The sequence below is a fragment of the Paenibacillus monticola genome (genome assembly GCF_009664975.1).
Lineage (GTDB): Bacteria > Bacillota > Bacilli > Paenibacillales > Paenibacillaceae > Paenibacillus_AQ > Paenibacillus_AQ monticola.
In genome coordinates this window covers 61,705-85,109 of the sequence record NZ_WJXB01000019.1, presented here as the reverse complement: position 1 = coordinate 85,109, position 23,405 = coordinate 61,705, and the positions used below count along the sequence as shown (strand labels likewise).

Sequence of the window (23,405 nt, the reverse complement as noted above, 5' to 3'; positions counted from 1 at the left end):
GAAATCGCCAATCAAGTCGGTAAGAAACTATCCGCTATGATTAAAAGTCAACTCCAGCACTGGATCTCTGCTTTGCCCAGCTACATCAAGGCTTATCTGCCGATTTCATGCTGCGAAAGTTGAGTTAATAGTAATCTGTTGATTCGTCCAATAGCCAATTAAAATCCACAATAAATTTCCACCTCAGTTGGAATGTATCAGCCGATGGCTTTGTCTTTCCTTGCTCGATCTCACTCAATCTCCCTTGTGATATCCCTATTACATCAGCCAAAGCAACTTAATTCAGTTTCTTTCTTTTTCCATCGAATCTCTTTTACCTTTTCACTAATATAATTATTTTACCCCATTCATAAAAAAATAGAACCATCCTAATTATGGTATTAGGACAGCTCTTAATGACTTACATTCTTTTAGCGGTTCCATATTTTTTTTACTGGTCTTATTAATTCTTCATAATCATTCAAAAAATAGAGTTTCATTTAAAAATCCCCTTCTTTACCACTTCTACTAAACATCTCAAGTCGTGCTACTGAAATGCCTCATCGAATTCACTTCTAACTCCGGCCGAACCGAGGGCCAAATGGCCCGATGCGTGAATATATTGTTATCCGATGCAATCTCTTCTCTGATTACCATTCAAATTAGTTAAGCTTTAGTTCTTTCATTTTAAGTAATCTTAGTTCCTCTAATTCTTCTTCAGTTGAACATTCACTATTGTTAAGAGCTAATACAAGAGTTCTGCAACTTGTACTTCACGTACTTCATACGTTTGTGATTGTTCTGATAGCAATCTGGTTGCAATAGAAATCATATAGCCTGTCATGGGCTCAAATGTATAGTAGTGTAATTCGTGGTCACGTACTTGTTCTTCGTCGAACGGGATTGTGAACGAGAGTGGTGGCAGGGAGAAGCCTTTCCCGACTGCCTTCATAACCGCTTCTTTACGAGTCCAAACCATGTAGAAAGCGTGTAATTTTGCATTCATGTCACGTTGAGCATTCACCCAGTCGATTTCCTCCGAAACATAAACGTGATCCATTACTTCGAAGGGGGCGACAAGAGTCTTCTCTACGTCAATCCCCATCTCGCTATCCGCGGATACAGCACATACGACCATCTCATTGGTATGTGAGATATTAAAGTAAGGTGGTTCTGACTGATTTTCCAGAAATAATTTGCCGTACTCGTTTTTGGTGAAGGATATATCACTAGGTTGCACATTTAATAAATGGCCCAAAGCCATTTTTGCTAGACATCTCCCGACCCAAAATTCAATCTTTTTAAAGTCAACTTTATAATTAGCATAAGTGACACGCTCTTCGAAATCCAATAAGTCCAAGCGATCTTGGAGCTGTCTCGACGTCAGACCCGATGGGGTTTTTACCCAATAGATAAACATCTTCGTTCCGACTTTAACCATCCCCCTACCAAAACCTAAGACTCACATTAAAAGACTTACCGTTGCAGACTGGACATGTTTACTGGCTCTTCGCTATACTGCGTGGTTAGAGGTACGTTTGATAGAGTAATAGAGTGATTTGACATGGAGCCTCTGCGGGCATGAGTACTCGCGAAAGCCGCGAAGCACAAGGACTTCGCGATGCTAACCAGCATACCATGCCCGCCTCTCCATATAAAATCGCTATCTATATTACCCACCTCGTATAGCAAGGAGGCGTTTTACTGATGTCGTTGGTAACGAGTCTAAGGTAACAGGTCTAGTGTTTGCTTAGCACTGTCAGGCACATTGTCAATCATCAGCTCGAGCCAGTTCCTGACGACGTCCGCGATCACCGACTGCCCAAAATCGCTATTCGTTAACATAACCAGTGCTTTTTGGCGCTTCGGGACAAAACCAATCCATGTCCTAAACCCTCGATTGTGTCCACTATGCCAAATGAGACGGGTGCTATTTGGCAACGTCAGGATGTGGTATCCAAGTCCGTAGGGAATTGGACGTTCTACACGATTGTGCATCAGAGCCACCATATCTGGCTGCAGCACCCCCGCGCCACCGTTCAGATTCGCTTGTGCGAAACAGATTAGGTCGTCAAGCGTCGTATGCAATCCTGCTGCGGCCTGTTGCGCATGCCAGAGGACTGGCACTTGTTGCCCTAGATAGCTATGACCTGCTGCAACATCGTCCACCAACTCATCGTGACCCAAGCTGAATGAGCTGTTTATCATCCCGAGCGGTTCGAGAATCTCTTCATACATGTAGTCAGCAAAGCTTCTTCCCGAAACTTTCTCGATCAGTAATTGCAAGAGAGTGTAGCCAGCATTGGTGTACCAGAATTGTCCCACAGGATGTGCGGATCGAACATTGGATAATAAGTCACCGCTTCCTTCATGGGGGCGAATGCCGAGATCATGGACAGCTTCTAGCCCCCCTGTATGTGAGAGCAGATGCCGAACCGTGAGACCCTCGTAAACAGTATCCTCGAGATAAATACGACCCGTTTCCACGAGCTTCATCACACCCCACGCTGTCACTGGCTTGGACAAGGAAGCCGCTTGAAAAAGAGTTGTGGATCGCACCGATGCATTACCTTTTTTACAGAGTAAGCCGAAAGTGTGCCGTTCAACATCCATTTCTGTTTCCAGGGCGGCCATGGCAACCCCTGGCGTACCAGAGTCCTTAAGGGCATTCACGCATATTTGAGATAAAATGTTCATTTGAGGAGCTCCCGTTTTTGGTGGATCAATTTTTTGAATTCATTGTCGAGTTCGTTATAGGCAGGGGAGCCAATCGCGTGCTTGTTGAATTCGCCAAGCACATAAGTCAAGCGAGTTTCGATGACAAGCAGCTGTTCCTCCTCTGCTCGACTTTTTTTCGAGAGATCCTTCTCACCCGCGCCATTTCCTCCACTCAATCGGCGATTCATGTATTCGCTAAAGGTACCGAGTACCTTTTTGACCATTCCGTTTTCAAACACCAACAGTTGGTCGCATAACTTTTCCAACATATAGCGATCATGGGAAACGATCAACATCGTACCGTTGTAATCGGCGAGAGTATTCTCCAATTGTTCCCGGCTTTGCAGGTCAAGGTGATTGGTCGGCTCGTCGAGGATCAAGAAGTTGTGTTCCATTAAGATCATGCGGCCAATCTTAAAACGGGTGCGTTCCCCTAAACTCCACTTCTCGATCTTGCGCGAGAGCTTTGCCTCGTCAAATCCCATGTTGTTCATGAGGATGCGTGCCTTGGATTTAATATCGGCTCGGAAGTGAGAGATCAGATCCAAACCAGTCGAATCTTCCGTTAAGTCACTTACATCCTGCGAGAGATAGACAATCTCAGCCGTCGGGCTGATCCACAATGCCCCTTCCGTCCAGAGCTCTTGGTCGAGCAACATCCGGATCAGGGTGGTTTTTCCACAGCCATTCGGACCGATCAATCCGATGCGATTTCCGCGTTGGATGGTAAACTCCGTGTTCCGGAACAGCCAGTGTTCCCCGTACTTTTTGCCGAGTCCCGTCGCTTCAACGAGACGCTTGCCTCGCTTGGAAGCACTGCCAAAATCGAATGAAACCTTTTGGTCTTGCTTTGGCTTTTCTATGCCCTCCGTTTCCATGCGTTCCAGACGGTTTATCTTGTTCTTCACCTGTTTGTCAAGTTTTTTGACCTTGGCACGCTCATGTTCACGCAAACCGATTTGGCGATTTTCGGAAAGAGTTCCTTGTTTACCCGCCATTCTGTGTCCAGCCGCCGTCCATGTCTTAAGTTGAGCTATTTCCGCTTGGACTTTTCCAATTTGTTTCTTTTGTGTCTGATAGAGGTGCAATTGAGATTCGTACTGACGCTCCTTCTCCTCTCGATAGAAGGTATAGTTGCCCGCATACAACTTGAGTTTACCGTCATCGAGTTCGATAATCTTATTAACCGTTTTATCAAGGAAGTAACGGTCGTGCGAGATTACCAAGATTGAGCCCGAGAAATCTTCCATCTCTTTCGTCAGCCACTCGACCCCTTGAAAATCAAGATGGTTGGTCGGCTCGTCTAGAATTAGGATATCTGGTTGACTAATCCATATGTTTGCGAGAGCCAGTTTGGTCCGCTCTCCACCACTCAAGCAGTCAAAACGGTCCTCCTGCCATTCCTTTACTTTATTGAGACCGATAGAGCTTGTCACTTCAAGGAACTCATCTTCCTGTTCAGCCTTATAGCAGTCGAGCAACATCGACTGAAAACTATTTGCCGTATAGGAGCAAGATTGTAGCAGGTAACCAATTTTGAGATTTTGTTTCATTTGCATAATGCTGCCTTCGTCTGACTGAATATTACCGAACAGGATGTTGGCAAGTGTAGTCTTACCTGCCCCGTTAACCCCAACTAATCCAATGCGGTCTCGTGCTCCTATCTCCAAGGATACATCCGATAGAATCGTACGCTCTCCGAAACGTTTACAAAGGTTATGAACCCTAAGGATTGTCAATGGTACCACCCTTTCCATAACAGTGGCATAGGGTGTTACAGAAAAGTTCCGCACACCAATACCGTCATACTCTTTAATTGCATTGATGACGCAGAACTGCCCACGCCAGTCTTCATATCATTGATTTCGAGACCCTGGCAAGGAAAGCAATTCTTTGTCTTCCATAAATGCCTTTGTCCATTTTCCCGTACCCCGAGTAGTGATTTTCGGCAACTTCATCGCAGGACGTGAAAATGTTCTAAGTGATGTCTTGATTGCACAAGATCTCAAAGCTCAGCGAGATCAAATATTGATCGTAATCTTGCCACTTATCGGTTGGCAACATGTCGCCGTACTGGATGTGATCTCCTGTCTTTAATACGCGGTACATACTATCATAAAACTTATGAATGTCGGGGTGCCGAGATTCCAGTTGAACACCAAATTTGAATGTTTCGCCTTCGAACGGAAGGTTCTCCGCATCGCCGACGAAGAAGAACATGTTGCTGCCTTTATGACGAACAGGTCTAAATGTACAGATCCTTCGATGAGGCTGAGGCCTGCGTAGAAATGCGGCTTTGTAATATTTTTCAACACCAACCGAGTTGCTACCGCGTCCACAACCAACGTTAAAAACTTCCTTATCCTTAATATCGACTTGTCCCGCGATTTCAAACAGGAGCCTCAGCGGTTTTATTCAACATGAAACCGTCTACTTCGAAATTAAGCGAATTGCTCATATTCTATCACTTTGTAATTCAATCAGGAATGTAAGAAAGCCGGTCAAGTTGCTGGCTTCAATCGACCCAGCAACTATTGTGAATTGCTTATTAATGCTTACTTATCATCATGACGAACTTCATCGAGAATGATTGCTACTTAGATGCGTTAATATTTGAGACCGCATGGCTCACTGGTCAGGTTGTTTCCTTCAGTCGTAAGCTTTGTTGGGAATTTTTACAAACCCAGGTGGAGGCAATTCATTTTCAGCAATGTTCGTTCCTCGTTTCCTAGTCGCGTTTATTCAATGCGTTTTTCTATATAATTCACAACATCTTGCAACGTTTTGAAGACTTGATAGTTCAAGTCCTCATCTTCGAATTCGAAATCGAATTTTTTTTCAATCGCGACGATCAACTTGATGAAGCTCATGGAGTTTAGACCAATGGTGGACAGGGAATCTTCGAGTTGAAGTTGATCGATTTGCTCACCTAACTCCAGTTCACGTTTCAAAATATCTTTTAGTTGATCTGCGATAGCGATTGCGTTTGCCATAATGAATACCTCCTATAAAAGTTACAATATTCACGTCTAAACGAATGTATTAATTGTATGAGTCTACCGGATAATGTAATAGGATAAAAAAAGGAAGGATTCATTATAGAACACTCTTTTTTAATCAAACAAAATATCCAGTTCATCGTCACTTAATAAAATTGTATTAATGCTGCTCGCATCAAACGTCGTTCCTTCTTGTCTGCAACAGAAGCAGATGACCTCACGTAACTGATCGGCAAAGCGATCCATGAACGATTCAATCGTCGTTTGATGGTAGCGTTGACGGCTGTAAGTACCGGTAACTGTTAATCTCTTATCCTTAACATACGCAAGCAGGTCCAGTAACGCAGTTGCATGATTGATTGGGCATATGTCCGCACCATGCTCTTCGCTTGCGAATGTAAATGGTAGACCACGCAGTTGATTGTCGATCTCGCCCAGATAATTGAAGCGGACTCCACGTTGTAACCGAACCGGCAATCGTTTCGCCATATAGACTAGTGCCCCGTATCCCGCTCCCTTCAGCGGAATGTTACGCAACTCGGTTTTGACGGTACGGAGCTGTTGTCCCCAATCACTTGAGTGCACTGGAATGGCCACAGGGAACATGGTCGTGAACCAGCCTACTGTTCGAGCCACATCTAGCCCTTCGATAACTGAGTCACGGCCATGCCCTTCCAGTTCAAGACGAACAAGATTTCGATTGCTGTGTGTGTGAATCGCTCGCACGAGCGCGGCGACCAGCAGATCCTGTGCCTGTGTTTGGAATCCTTTGTGAGTCTGGACCATCAAAGCCTCTGTCTCCTCAGCAGTAAAGGTGCGGGTGATCCTCTCGCAATCCGCCAATGAATTTCCCCCGTCCATTTCTGGAGAGAAATCGAAGTCTTCTTCGGCTTCCTCTTTTTGGATCCACATCTCTTCTTCTTCGCGTGCTGTTGTTTCGCTGTATGTCATCAACGCTTCGACCCAATGCTGCATCGAGTGTGTTTTCATTGGCAGGCGGCTGTTCCCCTCTAACAATGCCGCGAGGTCCTCCAGCAAAATTTGCCATGAGACGGAATCCACAACAAGATGATGCGCCGTAAGAAGTAAGCGTTGCCCTTGAGAGCCAAGATCGAGTAAAGCGGCGCGCAAGAGCGGCCCTTCCGTCAAACGGATCGAAGCTTTACATGCCTGTGCAACTTCACGGAGTTTGTCGTGAAGCTCCACGGGCCTGAGAGCGGACAGATCGTGGGTTTCCAGAAACGATTCCGGCACTCGTTCCAGATATGTTAGCGCTTGTCTTTCCTCGTCGTAGTACAAACGCAGCGAATCGTGATGTTGGATCAGTAGTTTAATTGACTGTCGGAGTTGTTCCGACGTCAAATGGCGTTTTAGTTTCAATAAGACCGATTGATTCCAGTGATGCGGGTTTGCGAATTTTTGCGAGAAGAACCAAGACATAATAGGCGTCGGAGTCAGGGTGCCGCTTGCAGGCGTTTGCGGATACTTCGCATGTGAACTGGATGTAGCTATAATGGCCAGTTCACGGATCACAGGATACGCGAGAACCTCCTTTGTTAGTATCTGGATGTTCGCTTGTCGGAGTTTATTGACGACTTGAATCGCCTTGACAGAATCTCCACCTAACTGATAAAAGTTATCGGTCGCCGTCACTGATTCAATCCTTAAGACGTCACGTACCGCTTGAACCAGGAGCGCCTCGACTGTCTCGTCCAGTAGTGCGGACAGCTCATCGATGATGGCCGTTTCGATTGGATCAGGCAATGCAACTCGGTCGATCTTACCATTCGCGGTCAGTGGCAGTTGCTCGAGAAGCACGAAGTACGTCGGCACCATATAACTAGGCAGAGCCTCCATTATATGTTGGCGTAACTCAAATGCACTAACGACCTCCTTGCCGGAAACCAAATACGCTACTAGATGCTTCGCCCCGTTTACATCGGTGTAATCCATAACAACGGCATCCGACACGGACCTGTGCTGCAGCAAACAGTTCTCAATCTCCCCCAGTTCGATGCGGTGGCCTCGAATTTTCACTTGATGATCCAGTCGCCCCAGATAGGTGATCTGACCAGACTTCGTACGAATCGCGAGATCTCCCGTCTTGTAGATACGATTACCCAACAAAAATGGATTAGAAAGAAACCTTTCCGCTGTCAGTTCCGGTCGGTTCAGATAACCGCGTGCCACACCATAGCCGGAAATGTACAGTTCTCCCGCCGCACCCGTCGGAACTGGTTGTCCATCGCGATCTAGCAAATAGATCTGCGTATTCGAGATCGGTTGACCTATTGGCACCGAAGTCCCTGTGTCCAAAGTGGGTTCGTAACGATGAATCATGCAACCAACAACCGTTTCTGTCGGACCGTATTCATTGAAGACCGTTACGTTCCCGCCAGAATTCTCGACAATCTTACGAGCTACTTCCGTTTTCAAGTCCTCCCCACCAATAATCCATCGGCGAACCGAATCTTGAAGGGAGTCCCGCTCCTTAAGCAAAGCGAGATGTGCAGGTGTGGTTTTGACCACGGTTACCCGCTTCTCTTGCAAAATACGATCAAGAATGAATTCCCCATCGTTTTCGGCATAAATCACCACTTCACGACCTGCAACAAGTGGTGAAAAAATCGACGTCACGGTCAAGTCAAACGACAAAGACGAGTACAAGGCGATCACATCATCTTCGTCTGGTAAATATGTTGCTTGCGCCCACCAGATGTAGTTTACAAGTCCTCGATGCTCTATCACTGCTCCCTTCGGTTGACCTGTTGATCCAGAGGTATAGATGACATAGGCCGTATCAGAAAGTACATTCACCAACTCTAGATTGGTCATATCCTTCGCAAGAGATGCATTCAGGTCAAGAAGTTGTCCCGTATAGGAAATTCCAGATGCAAAAGGACGATCCGTAATAACAATCCGTACTCCGCTGTCATCCAAAATATGCTGGATACGGTTGACTGGATAGCTTGGGTCGATCGGCACATAGGCCCCGCCCGCTTTGAGAATCCCAAGTAACGCGACCAACATCTCAAGAGAATGCCCGAGATGTATGCCGACCAGGCTGTTGCGAGTCACCCCTTGTCTACGCAAATGATTCGCAAATCGATTTGCCTTCGCATTGAGTTCCGCATAGGTCAGTGAATGATCATGGAAAGAAACCGCCTTTTTGTTTGGTGTTCGTGCTGCTTGCTCTTCGATGAGCTGATGTACAGGACGTTTCGGATAATCGGCTTCCGTATCGTTGCGTTCATGTATTTCTTGGGAGTACTCCGAATCCGTGAGGAGAGATATGCTACCAATTGGAGCTTGGCCATTCTCCGTCACTACTTCAATCAAATGACAAAGCCGCTCATAGAGAACCTCGATGTCCCCATCGGCATACTCATCCGTTTTGTAGTCAAACTGTAACTCCAATTCCCCATGCCATTCCTTTATCACGACTTGCATCGGATAGAATTGATATCCACTGTAGTACTCGTCATGCATGAGTCCTCCTACCGAAAACTCATGATTCATAAGTGTGTTGTAGTAGTTAACCGAAAGCTGAAACAAACCCTCAGAACCCTGCTTCGATAACTCCAGGTCTTGAACAAGCAGATCATAGGGATAACGTTGATGATAATAGGAACGAGTGAGTTCAGCCCCTACTCGCTTCGTTAAGATTTCAAGGTTCTCTTCTGGATCGAGTTTTATTCGAATCGGCATGGTACTCGTAAACATGCCAAAGATATTCTTTTCTTTGACTCCGGCTCGGTTCACGACTGGCGTTCCGATGATCAGATCATCCTGTTGTGTGCTCTTATGCAAATAGAGGAATAGCAGAGAAACAAAAAACGTATTCAACGAAAATTTGTATTCTTCCGTCCAGTTCCGTACCCGTTCAGCCATCTCTCGACTCAAGTAAAATCGTTTTCGGCGCCCTGCGACAGAGAACGATTTTTTTTGCAATGAAGCCTCAGGGAGGTCAGTGAATATCTTTCGCCAGAACATGCGATCTTTCTCAAAACGATTGGATCGCAAATACTGTCGTTCTTTGGCAACGTAGTCAAGATAACTTGGCTTCTCTTCTACGCCAACTGGTTCACCGGCAGAAATCCGACTGTAAACGTTTGCGATCTGTTCGCTAAGCAAACGTATCGACCAACCGTCAGCAATCAGGTGATGAAACTTCAAATAATATGCGTGTTCCCCATCGCGAACGGTTACCAGAGCGAAATCAAATAACGAATATTCATAGAGTTGGAACGGCTTTAGCAACTCCTCCTGTACCCAAGCATCTGCCACGATGTGTGGGTCGGATGCATTGGAAAAATCGAAGTGTTGCAACGATTTTCTTGCATAAGGTTGTACGTACTGCTGTACTTCCTTCCCCTCCAGAGAGAGCTGAAGTCTTATTCCTTCGTTGTTCTCAATGAAGTGTTGAATGGCCTCCTCCAGCAAGTCCAGATTGACGCTTCCGTAAATGCGAATCAGTCCGCCGATAATGTTCAGAGAAGTGTTCGGATACAGGTTCTCCATGAACCAGATACGCTTCTGGGCATGAGTCAGCGGATAATAGATCTGTGTGTCACATACCATAAGGGCATGTCTCTCCCTTCGTCATCGTTAGGTCAAAGATTCAGCAAACTGTATGTTGTGTAAACGACTGTAGACACCTTCTTGCTTAAGCAGTTCGTGATGGGTGCCTTTTTCCACGATCTTGCCCTTCTCGAGGACAAAGATGACGTCGGCGTGCTCAATTGTCTTCAGACGGTGAGCAATGGCGACGGTGGTACGACCCTTCATCAGGGTCTGGAGAGCTTCTAGGACAAGTTGTTCCGAAGCGGTATCAAGCGCGGAGGTCGCCTCGTCAAGCAACAAGATCGGTGCATCGCGCAAAATGGCGCGGGCGATGGCGATACGCTGACGTTGTCCACCCGAGAGGCGAATGCCACGCTCTCCGACACGCGTCGCGTATCCCTGGGACATGTCCGAGATAAATTCGTGGGCATTCGCAAGTTTCACCGCACGCACAACATCGTCATGGGTGGCATCCGGACGCCCATGGGCAATATTTTCTTCGATCGTTCCTTCAAACAAGAATGCCTCCTGAGGTACGTACGCGATCTGGTCGCGCAACTCTTCTAACGTATACGCAGAGAGTGGACGTCCATTGATCGATAAGTTTCCGCCTGTTGGTTCATAGAACCCGAGCAACAACTTGATCACCGTCGATTTACCGCTTCCGGAAGGACCGACGAGGGCAGCCACTTGACCTGGGCGAATGTCGAATGAGAGCCCTTGCAATACTTTTTCTCGACCATCGTACGAGAAATCGAGCCCTCGCAACGAAATCGCTTCGTCTCCTTTACTACTGCCTGAAGTGTTGTAGTGGTCTGGCTCCGATTCTGCATTAAGGATATCGTAAATGCGCTTCGAACCAGCCAGCGAGCCTTGCAGGTTGGTGAAGAAGTTACCGAAGTTCAAGAAAAGGAATGCAACACCGTTTTGCAAGGTGACAATCCCCATAACCGTACCAAAGTCGATTTCCCCACTTGCAACCATGAAAGACCCGACGACGAAGACGCCGATCAAGCTGAAAATACTGAGCAGGTAGTTGATCCCCTTGAGTTGACTGTCCAATCGAATCCTCTCAATGTTATGGGCTACGATTGCTTCGTTCTTTTGTCCAAAACGCTCCAGCACGAAACCAGAAATCTTGAACACTTTCAACAGACGGAATCCACCTACCATATCCACCCAGTGCACAGTCATATCAGACATCGCTGTTTGCACTTTGTCACCGATTTCACGAAGCGGTCCTGCATATTTGGTGGTGAAATACGCCGAAGCCATCCCCAGTACAACCATCAGCATGGAGAGTCTCCAGTCGAGCACGAACATCGCGATTGTTGAACCTGTACCGTAAAAGATCGCTTCAACAAGCAGATACAGGTGGTAACGATAAGCTTGTTCTACACTGTTTACGTCGTTGGTAATGGCGGAGATGAGGTCTCCGCTGTGACGCTTCTCCAAGTACGAAACTGGTAGGTCCTGTATTTTTTTAAACAAACGAAGTTTCAAATGAGTCAGCGCACGATGAACAGCCAAGTCAAACAGGTACATGGCGATTGGACTGGTAATACACGCGAGCACCAAGACGACACAGGTGAGTACAATAGCCGAGGTGAGCAATTCTTGATCACCGCTAATTGCACCGTTCAATAATCGTTCATTTATAAAGGCCAAGAGAATCATATGTGCTGAGTAGATACCCGCAATCAGGCAAAGAGTGATTAAATAATTCCAGAGTTGACGTTGCATCAGCGACATCATACGGAAGAATTCTGGAAAGTTCCACTTTTTAAACATGTTGCATATCCTCCTCATTCTCCATGTGGTACTGGTGGTAAAGTCCGTCTAGCTCCATCAATTCTTGGTGTGTACCACGTTCAGCGATATGCCCTTGATCAAGCATCAGAATCTCGTCTGCCATCTTGATTGTGGAAAGGCGGTGGGCAATGACCATCGTTGCATGATCCTTCGAAAACACCTCAAGAGCTTGCTGAACTTGAGCTTCGGACTCGTTATCTAGTGCGGATGTCGCTTCGTCCAGCAAAAGGATTGGTGCTTTTTTCAAAGCAGCTCGCGCAATGGATATACGCTGTTTCTGACCACCTGAAAGCACCGTGCCGCGCTCGCCGACTTGAGTTTGAAACCCTTCTGGGAGCTCCTGAATAAAGGAGTAAGCTCCTGCGATTTTCGATGCCTCCACAATTTGATTAAAATCCGCTTCTATGTTACCCAAACGAATATTGTCCTCAATCGTGCCTGGGAACAAGAAGGTGTCTTGGGAAACAACAGCAAACTGGTCACGCAAAGCTTTCAGATTCCAATCTTTTAAATCGTGGCCATGAACGAGAATCGCACCCTTCTGCGGCTCATAGAAACTGAGCAACAAGTTCAGTATAGTAGACTTACCACTGCCAGACGAACCGACAAGGGCAATTGTTTTGCCTTTGGTCAATGTGAAAGAGACACCAGCGATGATATTCTTATCTTTTTCATAGCCGAACGTAACATCATCAATCACCACCAATGCATTTTCTACTGGGGTAAAGGCACGACCATTAGTTCGCTCAGTCGGTGCTTCCAGCATGTCGGTGATTCGTCCAACAGCTCCCGCGACTGAACGAGCGTTGGATACCAGGTCAGGAATTTGAACGGTTTGAATGACAAGCATACGCAACATTTGCAAGAAGGCTACCAATGCCCCGGCAGCTAACAAGCCACTAACAGCCAGATAACCGCCGTAAATAGTACACAGTACAACTGGCAATTCATACATCATAACGACTGACGGACGCATCAGCGATTCTTGCTTCGCAATCTTGAAGCCATGATGCATGGCTTTGTAATAGAAACCTTCCACTTTTGCATACATCGGTTTTTGTAAATTAAATGCCTTGGTGATCGCATTGCCCGCAATGCCTTCTTGGGCGACAGAGTTCGCTTCTGCGAGCGCCCCGTAGTAATTCGAGGATTGCTCTTGAATCGGCTTTGAGATCAGGTTAGCGATATACATCATGATCGGTGTTGCCGCAAAGCTCACCAAAGTCAATTTCCAGTTCAAGCTTCCTAAATAGATGAGGGCGGACACTACGATGATCGGCGCATAAATCAAATTGGTAGAATGTTGGGAAATAAACGATTGAATGGCGCTCACGTCATTGGTTACACGTGAGACGAGGTCACCTGAGCGTTCGTTTTCGACATCAGACACCGGAAGTTCGCTCAGTCGTACGGCGAGGGCGTTACGCATATCCCCCACTGCCTTTGTCCCAAATCGACCAGTCGCATAAGTGAGAAAATAATTGGCAACAAAACCTGCCACTACCATGACCGCAACAAGAACGACAATCATAGCCAGTTGTTGTGTTTCACTTGCCAGAGCATTGTCAATCATTTGCTTAATCAGATAGACACCAGTGAGGTCGCATATCGCTGCGATAACGGATGCGGTCAAGGCAGTGATCACCCAGCCCTTATAGGGACGGATGAATCGATATATGACACTGATCGTTTTCCGCAAGGTGGAACTCTTGCTGTTTTGAGTCATGATTTGGATTGACCCCTTTCAAATTTGTATTAAACGATCACGCTGACTAGAAAGTGCTGCATACGTTCTAGCAAGCTTAAAATCTGTTGTTCTTCGTATCTTGCTTCGTCATACGTGATTGTCAGAGTAAAACGCTCACCTGGCTGAGCATACATTCGCAATGGGACATTTAATTGTCCAACGGACACCAGATCAGCAAAAGCGAGATCTCCGCTCGACAACTCCTGTGAGATGTCCACAGGATAGTTCAGATAGACAAGCGTTCGCTCATAGACCGCTTGTTGCAGCAGGTTGTAAGGCACGCCTGTCCATTTAGCGATCTGATGCGGACTGACATATTCGTAATTCGTCATCTCTACCAGTTGTTCTTGCAAGCGTTTGAAATGTTGCGTCGTGCTGCCACCATCTCCGAGTCGGACACGCACAGGTAAGGAATTCGTAAACAATCCGACCATCGCATCAAGTCCTTCAAGATTGGCCGTACGTCCTGAGGTAATCAGACTGAGCAACACATCGTCAGTGCCAATCTGTTCCGCTTGGCAAAGTGCCCACGCTCCGATGGTAATCGTACTAAGGGTCAGCCCAAGTTCCTTTGCTCTAAGACTTATCTGACGCACCTCCTCTTCCGTGAGCGATAGTTCACGCTTTGCCGGACAGACAGTTTGCTGCATCTGGTGCTCTGCGGCAGTACATTCCTCGAGTGTCGGAGAGTATCCACTGAAAGATCGTTTCCAGTAGTCGCTCGCAAGCTCAGAATCTTGTTCATGAAGCCAACGGATATATGAAGAGAAAGGTGGTGCCGAAGGTAAGTGGAGCTGCTCTTCCCTACTATCCGCCTTTACCTTTGTTTGATAATAGTTGAGTACTTCTTTAAAGATTAATGAAGTAGACCACCCGTCAAAAAGTGAGTTTTGGTAACTCCAGACGAACCGATAAGTGCTGTTATCGACCTTTATCAGATGAGTCCGCATGAGTGGGAAATCACCCACTTTAAACCCTCTCTTACATTCCAAATCCACAAACTCCTCATAGGCCGAGGCTTGTTCTTCCTGCGTACGATCCGTCCAATCATATTCTGTCCAAGGCAGTTCCGCGTGTCCATACTCCAACTGAACAGGGTACTCAACACGGCGCCAGCGGAACGTCGTACGTAAAATGGAGTGACGGTTCATTACCCATTGCCAAGCCTCATGGAACTGTTCGATGCGTAGTGCTCCTTCGATCCGGCACGCGAACACACCAGTGTCCAAACCAGTACCTGCAGAAAACAGATTGTGCGTCAAGATCACTTGTTGCATCAGAGTCAATGGATAAATCCCTCGAATGTTGGTATCTCCACTAACCAGACGTTCAATCGTATTTATATCAAATGTGAGCAGCGATGTGTCGAGCTCGTTTTCCGCACACTTAGATTCCACGGTCGTTTCAATTGCACGACCCTCTTGCTGATAGTCTCCCGAGTTCTTTATACGATATGAGACACCAGCCAGAGATGGATATTCAAAGAAACCTGCAATAGGGAGTCGCACGCCGAACTCTTTTTGAATTTTCGAGATCATAATGATCGCCTTCAGTGAATCACCGCCAAGTTCCAGAAAATCATCCATTCTTCCGATCGGATCCAAGCCGAAGAATTGCTGCCAAATGTAAGACAATCGCTGCTCAACCTCATCCGCTGGTGCCACATACTCCGTGCTCAAGTCTGGGCGGACGTGCATATCTGCTGCAACCGTCACATCTTCTCGCAAGATATCGTCCGATAGTTCTCCCTTAGGCATTTGAAGCTGTGGCGTTTCAATGCTAACAGCGATCTGAGCGACCGTGGTCTCGAGCAGTTTCGCGAACGCCTTCTGAGCTTCTACGCGAGTAATGCCTCCCTCAAGTTCTGCACCGGTCAGTTGATGATGCAACTCTTCGACGTGTCGTGCAATCCCGACATCACGCCAGCGATCCCAGTTTACGGAGAGTGTCGTGCTATTTTCACGAGTAGACTTGTAGTTTGCAAAGGCGTCAAGGAAAGCGTTAGCACCGCTGTAGGCAACTTGTCCAAATCCACCCTGTATTGAAGCCATCGAGGAGCAGAGCAGGAAAAAGTCCAGTTCTATTCCACGCAACATTTCATTCAGTAAAAGGGTACCTCGGATTTTCGGAGCGAGAATGTTGTCGGTATTTCCAGCGTTCCTCCGTTGGATCATCGCACCATCAGCAAGACCGGCGGCATGAATGACACCATGCAAGGTCTTGAAGCGGGATAGGATTTGCTCGATTGCAGTTTGGAGTTGTGCTACGTCCGTTAGATCTACTTGCAGAACGAGCACCTCGTTCCCCTTCGCCTCCAATTGTCGCAAGAACTCTTGTTTTTCAACGCTTGGAGCCGAACGCCCCATCAAGACGAGTTTGACAGGAACAGCACTCGCCAATACTTCTGCAAAAGCTAAGCCCATGTCACCCAATCCACCGGTGATCAGGTAGACACCATTTTCTCGCACCGGTGACAAAGACGTTGGGCCTTTTTCCAACTGTATCTCTTCAAAAGTTTGTACCTGACGGTGTCCCCCGCGATAGGCAACGATTGGGTCCGTACCTTCAGACCTCACTTCATCGAGAAGTTGACAAATCTGCTTCGCTTCCTGCCCTTCGTTTTCAGGCACACGGAGATCGATGGATGTACAGGTTATATTCGGGTATTCAAGTGGAATTACCTTGACGGGACCCAGCAAAGCTGCTTTTTCCGGATCGCAGAGATCATCGCCTTGCACGTCTTGCATGAAGCTGCTGATCACCGACAGAGTGATCGGCGTTTCTACGCGATGCTTGCCTAGCGCTTGTGTCAAGTAGAGCAAACTGTAAAAGCCACGCACCAACAGACCTTCCATTCGGCTGACACTCGGTTCGACCTCAACCGATCGACTATAGTTCCAGAGGTGCACAATGCGGTTTGGGAGCAAACCTTCTACTAGTAAGTCCGCGACTATCTGCTCATACTGGTCACTTTCCTCTGGGTTGAGAGTGAAAGAATCCGATTCACGTTGGAACGCTTCTCCAGCTCGAATGCGCACGACCTGATGGCCTTCCGCTCTCAAGGCTGTGATCAGGCGATCCCCCAGCCCCAGTTCATCTTCGAAGAACCACCACGTAGCTGGCGTCGTATCAACTGATCCCTGCAGGGATCGTTTCCAAGATGGGATGTGATAGCGGACTAGCTTTTTGCCTGTCTCCACTATCGCTGCAACCTCTTGGCTGAGCCCCATGCGTGTGGCTTCGAACACTAGCATTGGATGAGGAACGTTTGCTGGGAAATGCCGTTGCTCAAATGGATAGGTTGGGAGTGCGATGCGAATCCGTTTTTCCCCATTGTAGAATGCCGTCCAATTCACCTTAACGCCATGCGCCCAGAGTCCCGCAAGTTTATGCAGGAAGTAGTAGTGGTCCGACAGCTCTCGTTTTGGAATCCGTACGAGATCAAAGACCTGTTGTGTCGATTCTTGCTTGAGGAAGCGGCGAGTCAACACTGACAGATCACGACCTGGACCTACCTCGATAAATAGTGCGTTCGGCTGTTTCAACAATTCCTCCACTCCATCGGCAAACCGTACTGTTTCGCGTATATGACGTACCCAATACTCAACCGATGTCGCTTCCCCAACCGTGATCCACCCGCCGCTGATGTCTGAGATATAGGGCAATTGCGGCTTGTGGAAGGTTACGCAGCGCACGACTTTTTCGAACTCTCCCAAAATGCCGTCCATCAACAGGGAATGTCCAGCTAGTGGAGAATTTACGCGCATACACAGCAAGCGGCGTTTTTTCATCTCCGTTTCAAACGTCTCGATTGCCTGTGCCTGACCTGCGACAATACAGGAATTCCCATTATTCACCGCCAGCGACACATCCGGAGTCAACAACGGTTGCAATTCCTGCTCCGTCATTGGCACGCTCAACATCGAACCCTCTGACACAGATTGCATCAGTTTCCCGCGAGCGACGATCAGTTTGAGAGCGTCGTCCAGGGAGAAGACGCCTGCGAGGCAAGCTACCGCATATTCCCCAAAGCTATATCCGATCATCGCCGATGGCTGCAATCCCCAGTGCATCAGCAACTTGGCGAGGCTGTATTCAAAGGCGAAAATCAACGGTTGCGCATACTGCGTCTGGCTGAGCTGGCTTTTCGAGACTTCCGCTTCCGCATCTTCTGGATATTGAATGCGCGCGAAATTTTCACCCGTCAGAGTCTGCAACTTATTCAAACACTCATTGAGTTGATCTCGGAAAAACGGTTCGCGCTCGTACAGTTCGCGTCCCATCTGTACGTACTGCGATCCTTGACCTGGGAATAAGAAGTATACGGGACGCTGATCTTGAGCAACTGCCAAATGAACGCGGGCGCGTTGTTTGCTCGGATTGACCAGCAATTCCAACTCGCGCACGGCTTCTTCTACAGACGATACGACCATGCTACGACGGTGCTTCATCTCCCGACGCCCCACTTTCAGCGTGTAGGCGACATCCGCAAGCGACACCTGTGGGTTCTGCTTGAAAAAGTTCAACAGGTTCTCCGTTTGCTTCTCCAAAGCACTTGTTGTCATCGCGGACAGTATCAGGATCTGCTGGGAACGCTGTGCAGGGGCGCTCTCAACTTGCGGTGCTTCTTCCAAGAGTACGTGCACGTTCGTCCCTCCAATCCCAAACGAACTGACCCCAGCCCGCAGCGGTCCACTCTCCTCTTTCCACTCGTTCAACTGCGTGTTTACAACAAATGTACCTTTCGCGAAGTCCATACGTGGATTCGGCTTTTCAAAATGCAGGCTCGGTGGCAGCTGGCCATGTTGCAGCGACAGCACCGTTTTAATAAAACCTGCTACTCCAGCAGCCGCATCTAGATGTCCAAAGTTAGACTTAACCGAACCGATTTTGATACCATGACGTGCTTTCGTTCCAAACGCAGCCTTTAACGCTTCCAGTTCGATTGGATCGCCCATCACAGTCCCCGTGCCGTGTGCTTCAATGTAGGAGATCGTCTCAAGCTCAACGCGAGCAACACGGTGCGAAGCACGGATGACTTCTGCCTGCCCCTCGATACTGGGTGCCGTATACCCGACCTTACGAACACCATCATTGTTCGAAGCAGAACCTTTGATCACCGCGTAGATCGTATCTCCGTCAGCCAAAGCGGCCTTCAATGGCTTCAGCATGACTACGCCCGCACCCTCACCAGGGACCGAACCTTGAGCCGCTGCGTCAAACGGACGGCAATGTCCATCTGGAGACAAAATCATACCTTCCATGTACAAATATCCATCCTTCTGCGGCGTGCTTATTGAAACCCCGCCTGCCAAAGCGATACGACACTCTCCTGTAAGCAGCGCCCGAGACGCCATGTGAATGGCCGCAAGCGATGTCGAACAAGCCGTATTCACCGAAACGCTAGGCCCCTGCAAATTGAGCTTGTAGGAAACCCGTGTATTCATATAGTCGCGGTTGGCCAACTGTCCGACCGCAAATTGCTCCGTGCCCGACTCCATGCTGTTCAGCGAAGCCATTACCTGCCAAAAGATGTTCGGGGAAGCCCCTGCGTAGAGACCGATCGATCCCTGCAAATCTGGATTATATCCAGCATGTTCAATCGCCTCCCAAGCGACTTCATGAAAAATGCGAATCTGTGGATCCAAAATGGCGGCATCGCGTGGCGAGTATTCGAAAAATTGATTATCGAACCAATCCGCGCGTTCGAGAACCCCCTTGGCAGGGACGTAATCGGGGTTTTTGACCAACGCCTCGTCTACGCCCGCCGCAAGCAGTTCTTCTTCAGAGAAAAATGTGATCGATTCAACTCCCTCTTTCAAGTTGTTCCAAAACCCAGCCAAGTCAGAAGCTCCAGGAAAACGACAGGCCATGCCGATAACGGCGATCTCAAGACCTGCGCGAGCGGGTTCGACCTTCTTAGTCATGGAGTACCTCCCCAAACAAACTCAAGGATTCGTCCAAAATTTCCAACTGTTCATCCGACAGTTCATGTACCTCGATGCCTTCTTCCGAGCGCAGATACTCCCCAAGCGAATGGATCGTTGGGTAATTGTACATCATGAGGACAGAAATAGATTTGGAGAACATCACATTAACTCGGATGTTCACTTGCACCATGTTGTATGAATCGCCGCCCAAATCGAAGAAGCGATTGTTCACTCCAATCTTCTCCACATCTATGTTCAGTACAGAGGCCCATATCTTCCGGATTTCGACTTCCAGATCATTGGAAGGAGTGATATACTCCACATTTGTTGTGCCTGTCTCAACTAGGAGTGTCAGTGCCTTCGTGTCCACTTTGCCGTTTGCTGTCAGTGGCAGGCTTGACAGTTGCACGAAGTAGGTTGGCACCATATACGATGGTAGCTCCACTGCCAACGCCTCGCGGAGCAAGTCCACTTCGAGTTTATCTTTGGCCACAACGTAGGCACAGAGTTTTTGCTGCCCACTGTCGTCACGAATTGACACAACAATGACATCGTCGATCTTCGGTGCTTGGAAATACCCGATATCCTTCAGTACACGCTCAACCTGGTTGACGTCACCTTTGTAGGTGATTTCCTGCATGCCTTCTTCGCGGGAAATGATGCCGAAGCGAATATCCCAAGACGATGGTGCTGCATAGTTATGGTAACCCTCATTCATCAGATGGACATAAATGCCGATATCGTTGATCCGGCAGTTAGACGAGCAGAATCCAGTGTCCTTCGGTGGCACCCAGCCTTGTTCATGCAGATACTCACGAATCTGGTGAGTTGGTGTGTTGTCATAACGGAAGAAGTCCACAAAGTGCAACGATTCCACAAAACTGCCATCCAAATCTACGTCGAGCGTCTTAGAGAAGATGTTGTCTCGGGTATGAAAGCCCTTGCGGAACAGCAGCAGTTTCTCTTCGATCTCCTGCTCGTCAAAGATACCGAGTTGGAACAGTCCCCACAGACGCATGTCAAAAATTTGACCACGCGACAAGCCGGAGACGATCACTTTGCATCCGGTTTCTTCTGCGAGTTGAGCCCCAAGTCCATTAATCCCATTCCAACAGCCGTTACAAACGTTGCTAAACGTCTTCAACGACTTCACGAAGACCGATTTCATCTGATCCGCCGTCAAGACACGGTGATCAATACCGAGTAGCTTCGTGATGTTTTTAATGTTGGTAAAGGCCCCTTCGGAAATAAAGCCATTGTCGAACGTGAAGGTGAGTACCTTGTATCCCATGTTCACCAAGCGGTACAGGACATATGTGGAGTCCTTGCCACCCGAGAAGAGCAATAGAACATCATAATCGGTGCCTTTGTTTGCATCGACGAGTTCGCAGAAGTCGTCCATCGTTTTGAAATAATTTTCTGTATGTGGTTGATACTTTTCATAATCGCAGCAAACAGAGCAGACTCCATGCTCGTCAAACGTAATCTTTGGATAGTTAGAGGGCAACACGCAACGTGTGCAATAGGTAATCCCTTCTGGGTTTGGCTGTTGCGTAATATCGTGAAACACCGAGTCTTTAGGTGTGTACTTTTCATGCAGATGCAGAAGTTGAGTCTCAATTTCACCAAGTTCAATGCGGTAGCCGTTGATTTTGACTTGGTTATCTGTACGCCCCAAATATTCGAGTTGCCCAGAAGGCAAGAACTTCGCGAGGTCACCCGACCTGTAGACACGACCTTGAGGCAGGGTGATAAAACGTTCCGTAGTCAATTCAGGACAGTTGCGGTAGCCACGTGCCACACCGTCACCACCGATGAAGATCTCGCCAACCACACCGACTGGTACGGAGTTTCGATCCGCATCGAGCACGAAAATGTCCGTGTTGTCAGCCGGGACCCCAATCGGCACCGAATCACGAGTATCCGAAGACTCGTCAAAGCGATGAATCATGCAACCGACGACCGTTTCGGTCGGACCGTATTCGTTGTAAATCTCCACGTTCCCGCCAAAGGCCGCGATTACTTCACGTGCGAGTTCGGCTTTCAGGTCTTCCCCACCCACAACCAGTCTCTTGACGGAAGAGTTCGACCAATCACGGTGCTTAATTAACTTCAAATGAGCAGGTGTAGCCTTCACAACACTGACACGATCTTCTTCCAAGACTCGCTCCAAGAGTCGTTCTTTGTGTTCCTCTTGGTAGACAATCACAGCATTGCCGGTCAGGAGCGGTATAAAGATCGAGGTCACTGTGAGGTCAAAGGCGATGGAAGTGAACAGTGGAAAATCAGCCTTCTCCCCTTGAACGTAATGTTTCGCCGCAAAAGTCAAGTAATTGACCGCACCTTTGTTCTCGATCAACACCCCCTTTGGTTTGCCTGTCGTGCCCGAAGTATAAATGACGTACGCGAGGTTCGATGGTCCCGCGACTGGTGCAAGGTTAGTCTCGTCTTGGTCCGCATATACATCTAGGTCATCGATCAGCAACACACGCTGCGACTCGACTGCCTCAAACAGTTCTGCTTGTGTTGCCAACAAGTGCTGCTGTGTTAAGATGACGATCGCTTGGCTATCTTCAAGCAAGAATTTTTTGCGCTCGACTGGGTTGTCTGGATCGATCGGCACATAAGCACCGCCTGCTTTCAACACAGCAAGCATGCCTACGATGGTGTCAACTGAGTTTTCAACGATCAGTACGACAAGCGAGTCAGCACTGACACCGAGGCTCTGTAACACGCGGGCAAGACGGTTGGCTTTGGCATTCAATTCTTGGTAGGATAGCGAGACATCACCCGCCGCCACCGCAAGTTTTGTAACGTTTTTTTTCACTTGTTGCTCAAAAAGTTGAACAACCGTCATGTCTGCCGGGTACTCGGTTGTTGTCGCGTTATAAGCAACTACCAGAGCCTCCTCTTCCGTTTGACTCAACAACGAAAGAGCAGTAAGTTCTGCGTTGATATCACCAAGAACTTTTTCCAGCAACGTGATGAAGTGACTGACGATACGTTTGATACTTTCCTCATGATAGCGGCTGTTGTTGTACTCCACCGTTGCCTCTACGACACCGTTGCGATGCATAAACACGAAATTCAGCGCAGCCGGCAAACGGTTGAGATGTTGTGGCGACTGGATGTTTTCCATCACTAGGGAGACCTCATACAGATGAGGGCGTTTCAACTTTGTGAGCAGGACTTCCATTGGATATTCCTGATGCTCGACGGCTTCCAGCATCGTCGAGCGCACCTGCAGGAGCAGACTGCGGAACGAGTCCCCTGCCTCGATTCGTATTCGCAGTGGCAAAACCGTATTCAGAAACTGACCGTCCGTCTCTGGACGATAGATCGGAGTGCCAACAACAAGGTCCCGCTCGCCGGTGTACTTCGCTAGCAATAAATTCAAGGCTGAGGTCAAAATGATGTGCAACGTGTGGTCAGAACCTTTGGAAAGCACCGAGACCTTTTCATACAGCGATCCGGTCAGCTCAAAACGCAGACTTTCTGTAGTATCGCCGTTCCGTAAAGCGTTATGATCGGTTGGGAAAGCCGCAACTGCGACTTCCTCCGATATTTTTTCGAGCCAATACCTTTCTTCACGAGTGCGTTGGTTGGCAACTAACACCAGGTCACCGGACCAAATCTGGTCGGACATGTGCTTTTCCT

General features: G+C 48.0%; 11 protein-coding genes. All 11 read right to left on the bottom strand.

The window, feature by feature from the left end; all coding sequences use genetic code 11:
• Positions 1-124: 124 nt before the first annotated feature.
• Positions 125-271, bottom strand: coding sequence for a helix-turn-helix domain-containing protein (locus GJB61_RS32650; protein ID WP_154122565.1), 147 nt, complete (start codon positions 269-271; stop codon positions 125-127).
• A 453-nt stretch (positions 272-724) separates the two neighbouring features.
• On the bottom strand, positions 725-1,420 hold the full coding sequence (locus GJB61_RS29300) for a 4'-phosphopantetheinyl transferase family protein (RefSeq protein ID WP_154122564.1): 696 nt from the start codon (positions 1,418-1,420) through the stop codon (positions 725-727).
• A 284-nt stretch (positions 1,421-1,704) separates the two neighbouring features.
• Positions 1,705-2,676 (bottom strand): serine hydrolase domain-containing protein, encoded by a 972-nt coding sequence (locus tag GJB61_RS29295; protein WP_154122563.1) that lies wholly within the window; start codon positions 2,674-2,676, stop codon positions 1,705-1,707.
• Entirely contained in the window at positions 2,673-4,454 is a 1,782-nt protein-coding gene (gene abc-f / locus GJB61_RS29290; RefSeq protein ID WP_267490855.1) for a ribosomal protection-like ABC-F family protein, read from the bottom strand. The genes GJB61_RS29295 and abc-f overlap by 4 nt, the downstream gene beginning before the upstream one ends.
• Before the next feature lie 220 nt (positions 4,455-4,674).
• Positions 4,675-5,067, bottom strand: coding sequence for a class I SAM-dependent methyltransferase (locus GJB61_RS32290; protein WP_338116194.1), 393 nt, complete (start codon positions 5,065-5,067; stop codon positions 4,675-4,677).
• 368 nt (positions 5,068-5,435) lie between these two features.
• The gene (locus tag GJB61_RS29280; RefSeq protein ID WP_154122561.1) at positions 5,436-5,690 is read right to left on the bottom strand and encodes an acyl carrier protein; all 255 of its coding nucleotides are present in this window, start codon (positions 5,688-5,690) and stop codon (positions 5,436-5,438) included.
• A gap of 120 nt (positions 5,691-5,810) precedes the next feature.
• Positions 5,811-10,277 (bottom strand): non-ribosomal peptide synthetase, encoded by a 4,467-nt coding sequence (locus tag GJB61_RS29275; protein ID WP_154122560.1) that lies wholly within the window; start codon positions 10,275-10,277, stop codon positions 5,811-5,813.
• Between the two features lie 27 nt (positions 10,278-10,304).
• Positions 10,305-12,050 (bottom strand): ABC transporter ATP-binding protein, encoded by a 1,746-nt coding sequence (locus GJB61_RS29270; protein ID WP_195724520.1) that lies wholly within the window; start codon positions 12,048-12,050, stop codon positions 10,305-10,307.
• On the bottom strand, positions 12,043-13,797 hold the full coding sequence (locus GJB61_RS29265; protein WP_154122558.1) for an ABC transporter ATP-binding protein: 1,755 nt from the start codon (positions 13,795-13,797) through the stop codon (positions 12,043-12,045). Before GJB61_RS29265 ends, GJB61_RS29270 begins: the two co-directional genes overlap by 8 nt.
• Positions 13,798-13,826: 29 nt before the next feature.
• A complete protein-coding gene (locus tag GJB61_RS29260; protein ID WP_154122557.1) occupies positions 13,827-19,745 on the bottom strand; it encodes a type I polyketide synthase in 5,919 nt (1,972 codons plus the stop codon).
• Positions 19,738-23,394: a non-ribosomal peptide synthetase gene (locus GJB61_RS29255; protein ID WP_154122556.1), complete on the bottom strand. Its 3,657-nt coding sequence runs from the start codon at positions 23,392-23,394 to the stop codon at positions 19,738-19,740. The genes GJB61_RS29260 and GJB61_RS29255 overlap by 8 nt, the downstream gene beginning before the upstream one ends.
• Positions 23,395-23,405 lie beyond the last annotated feature (11 nt).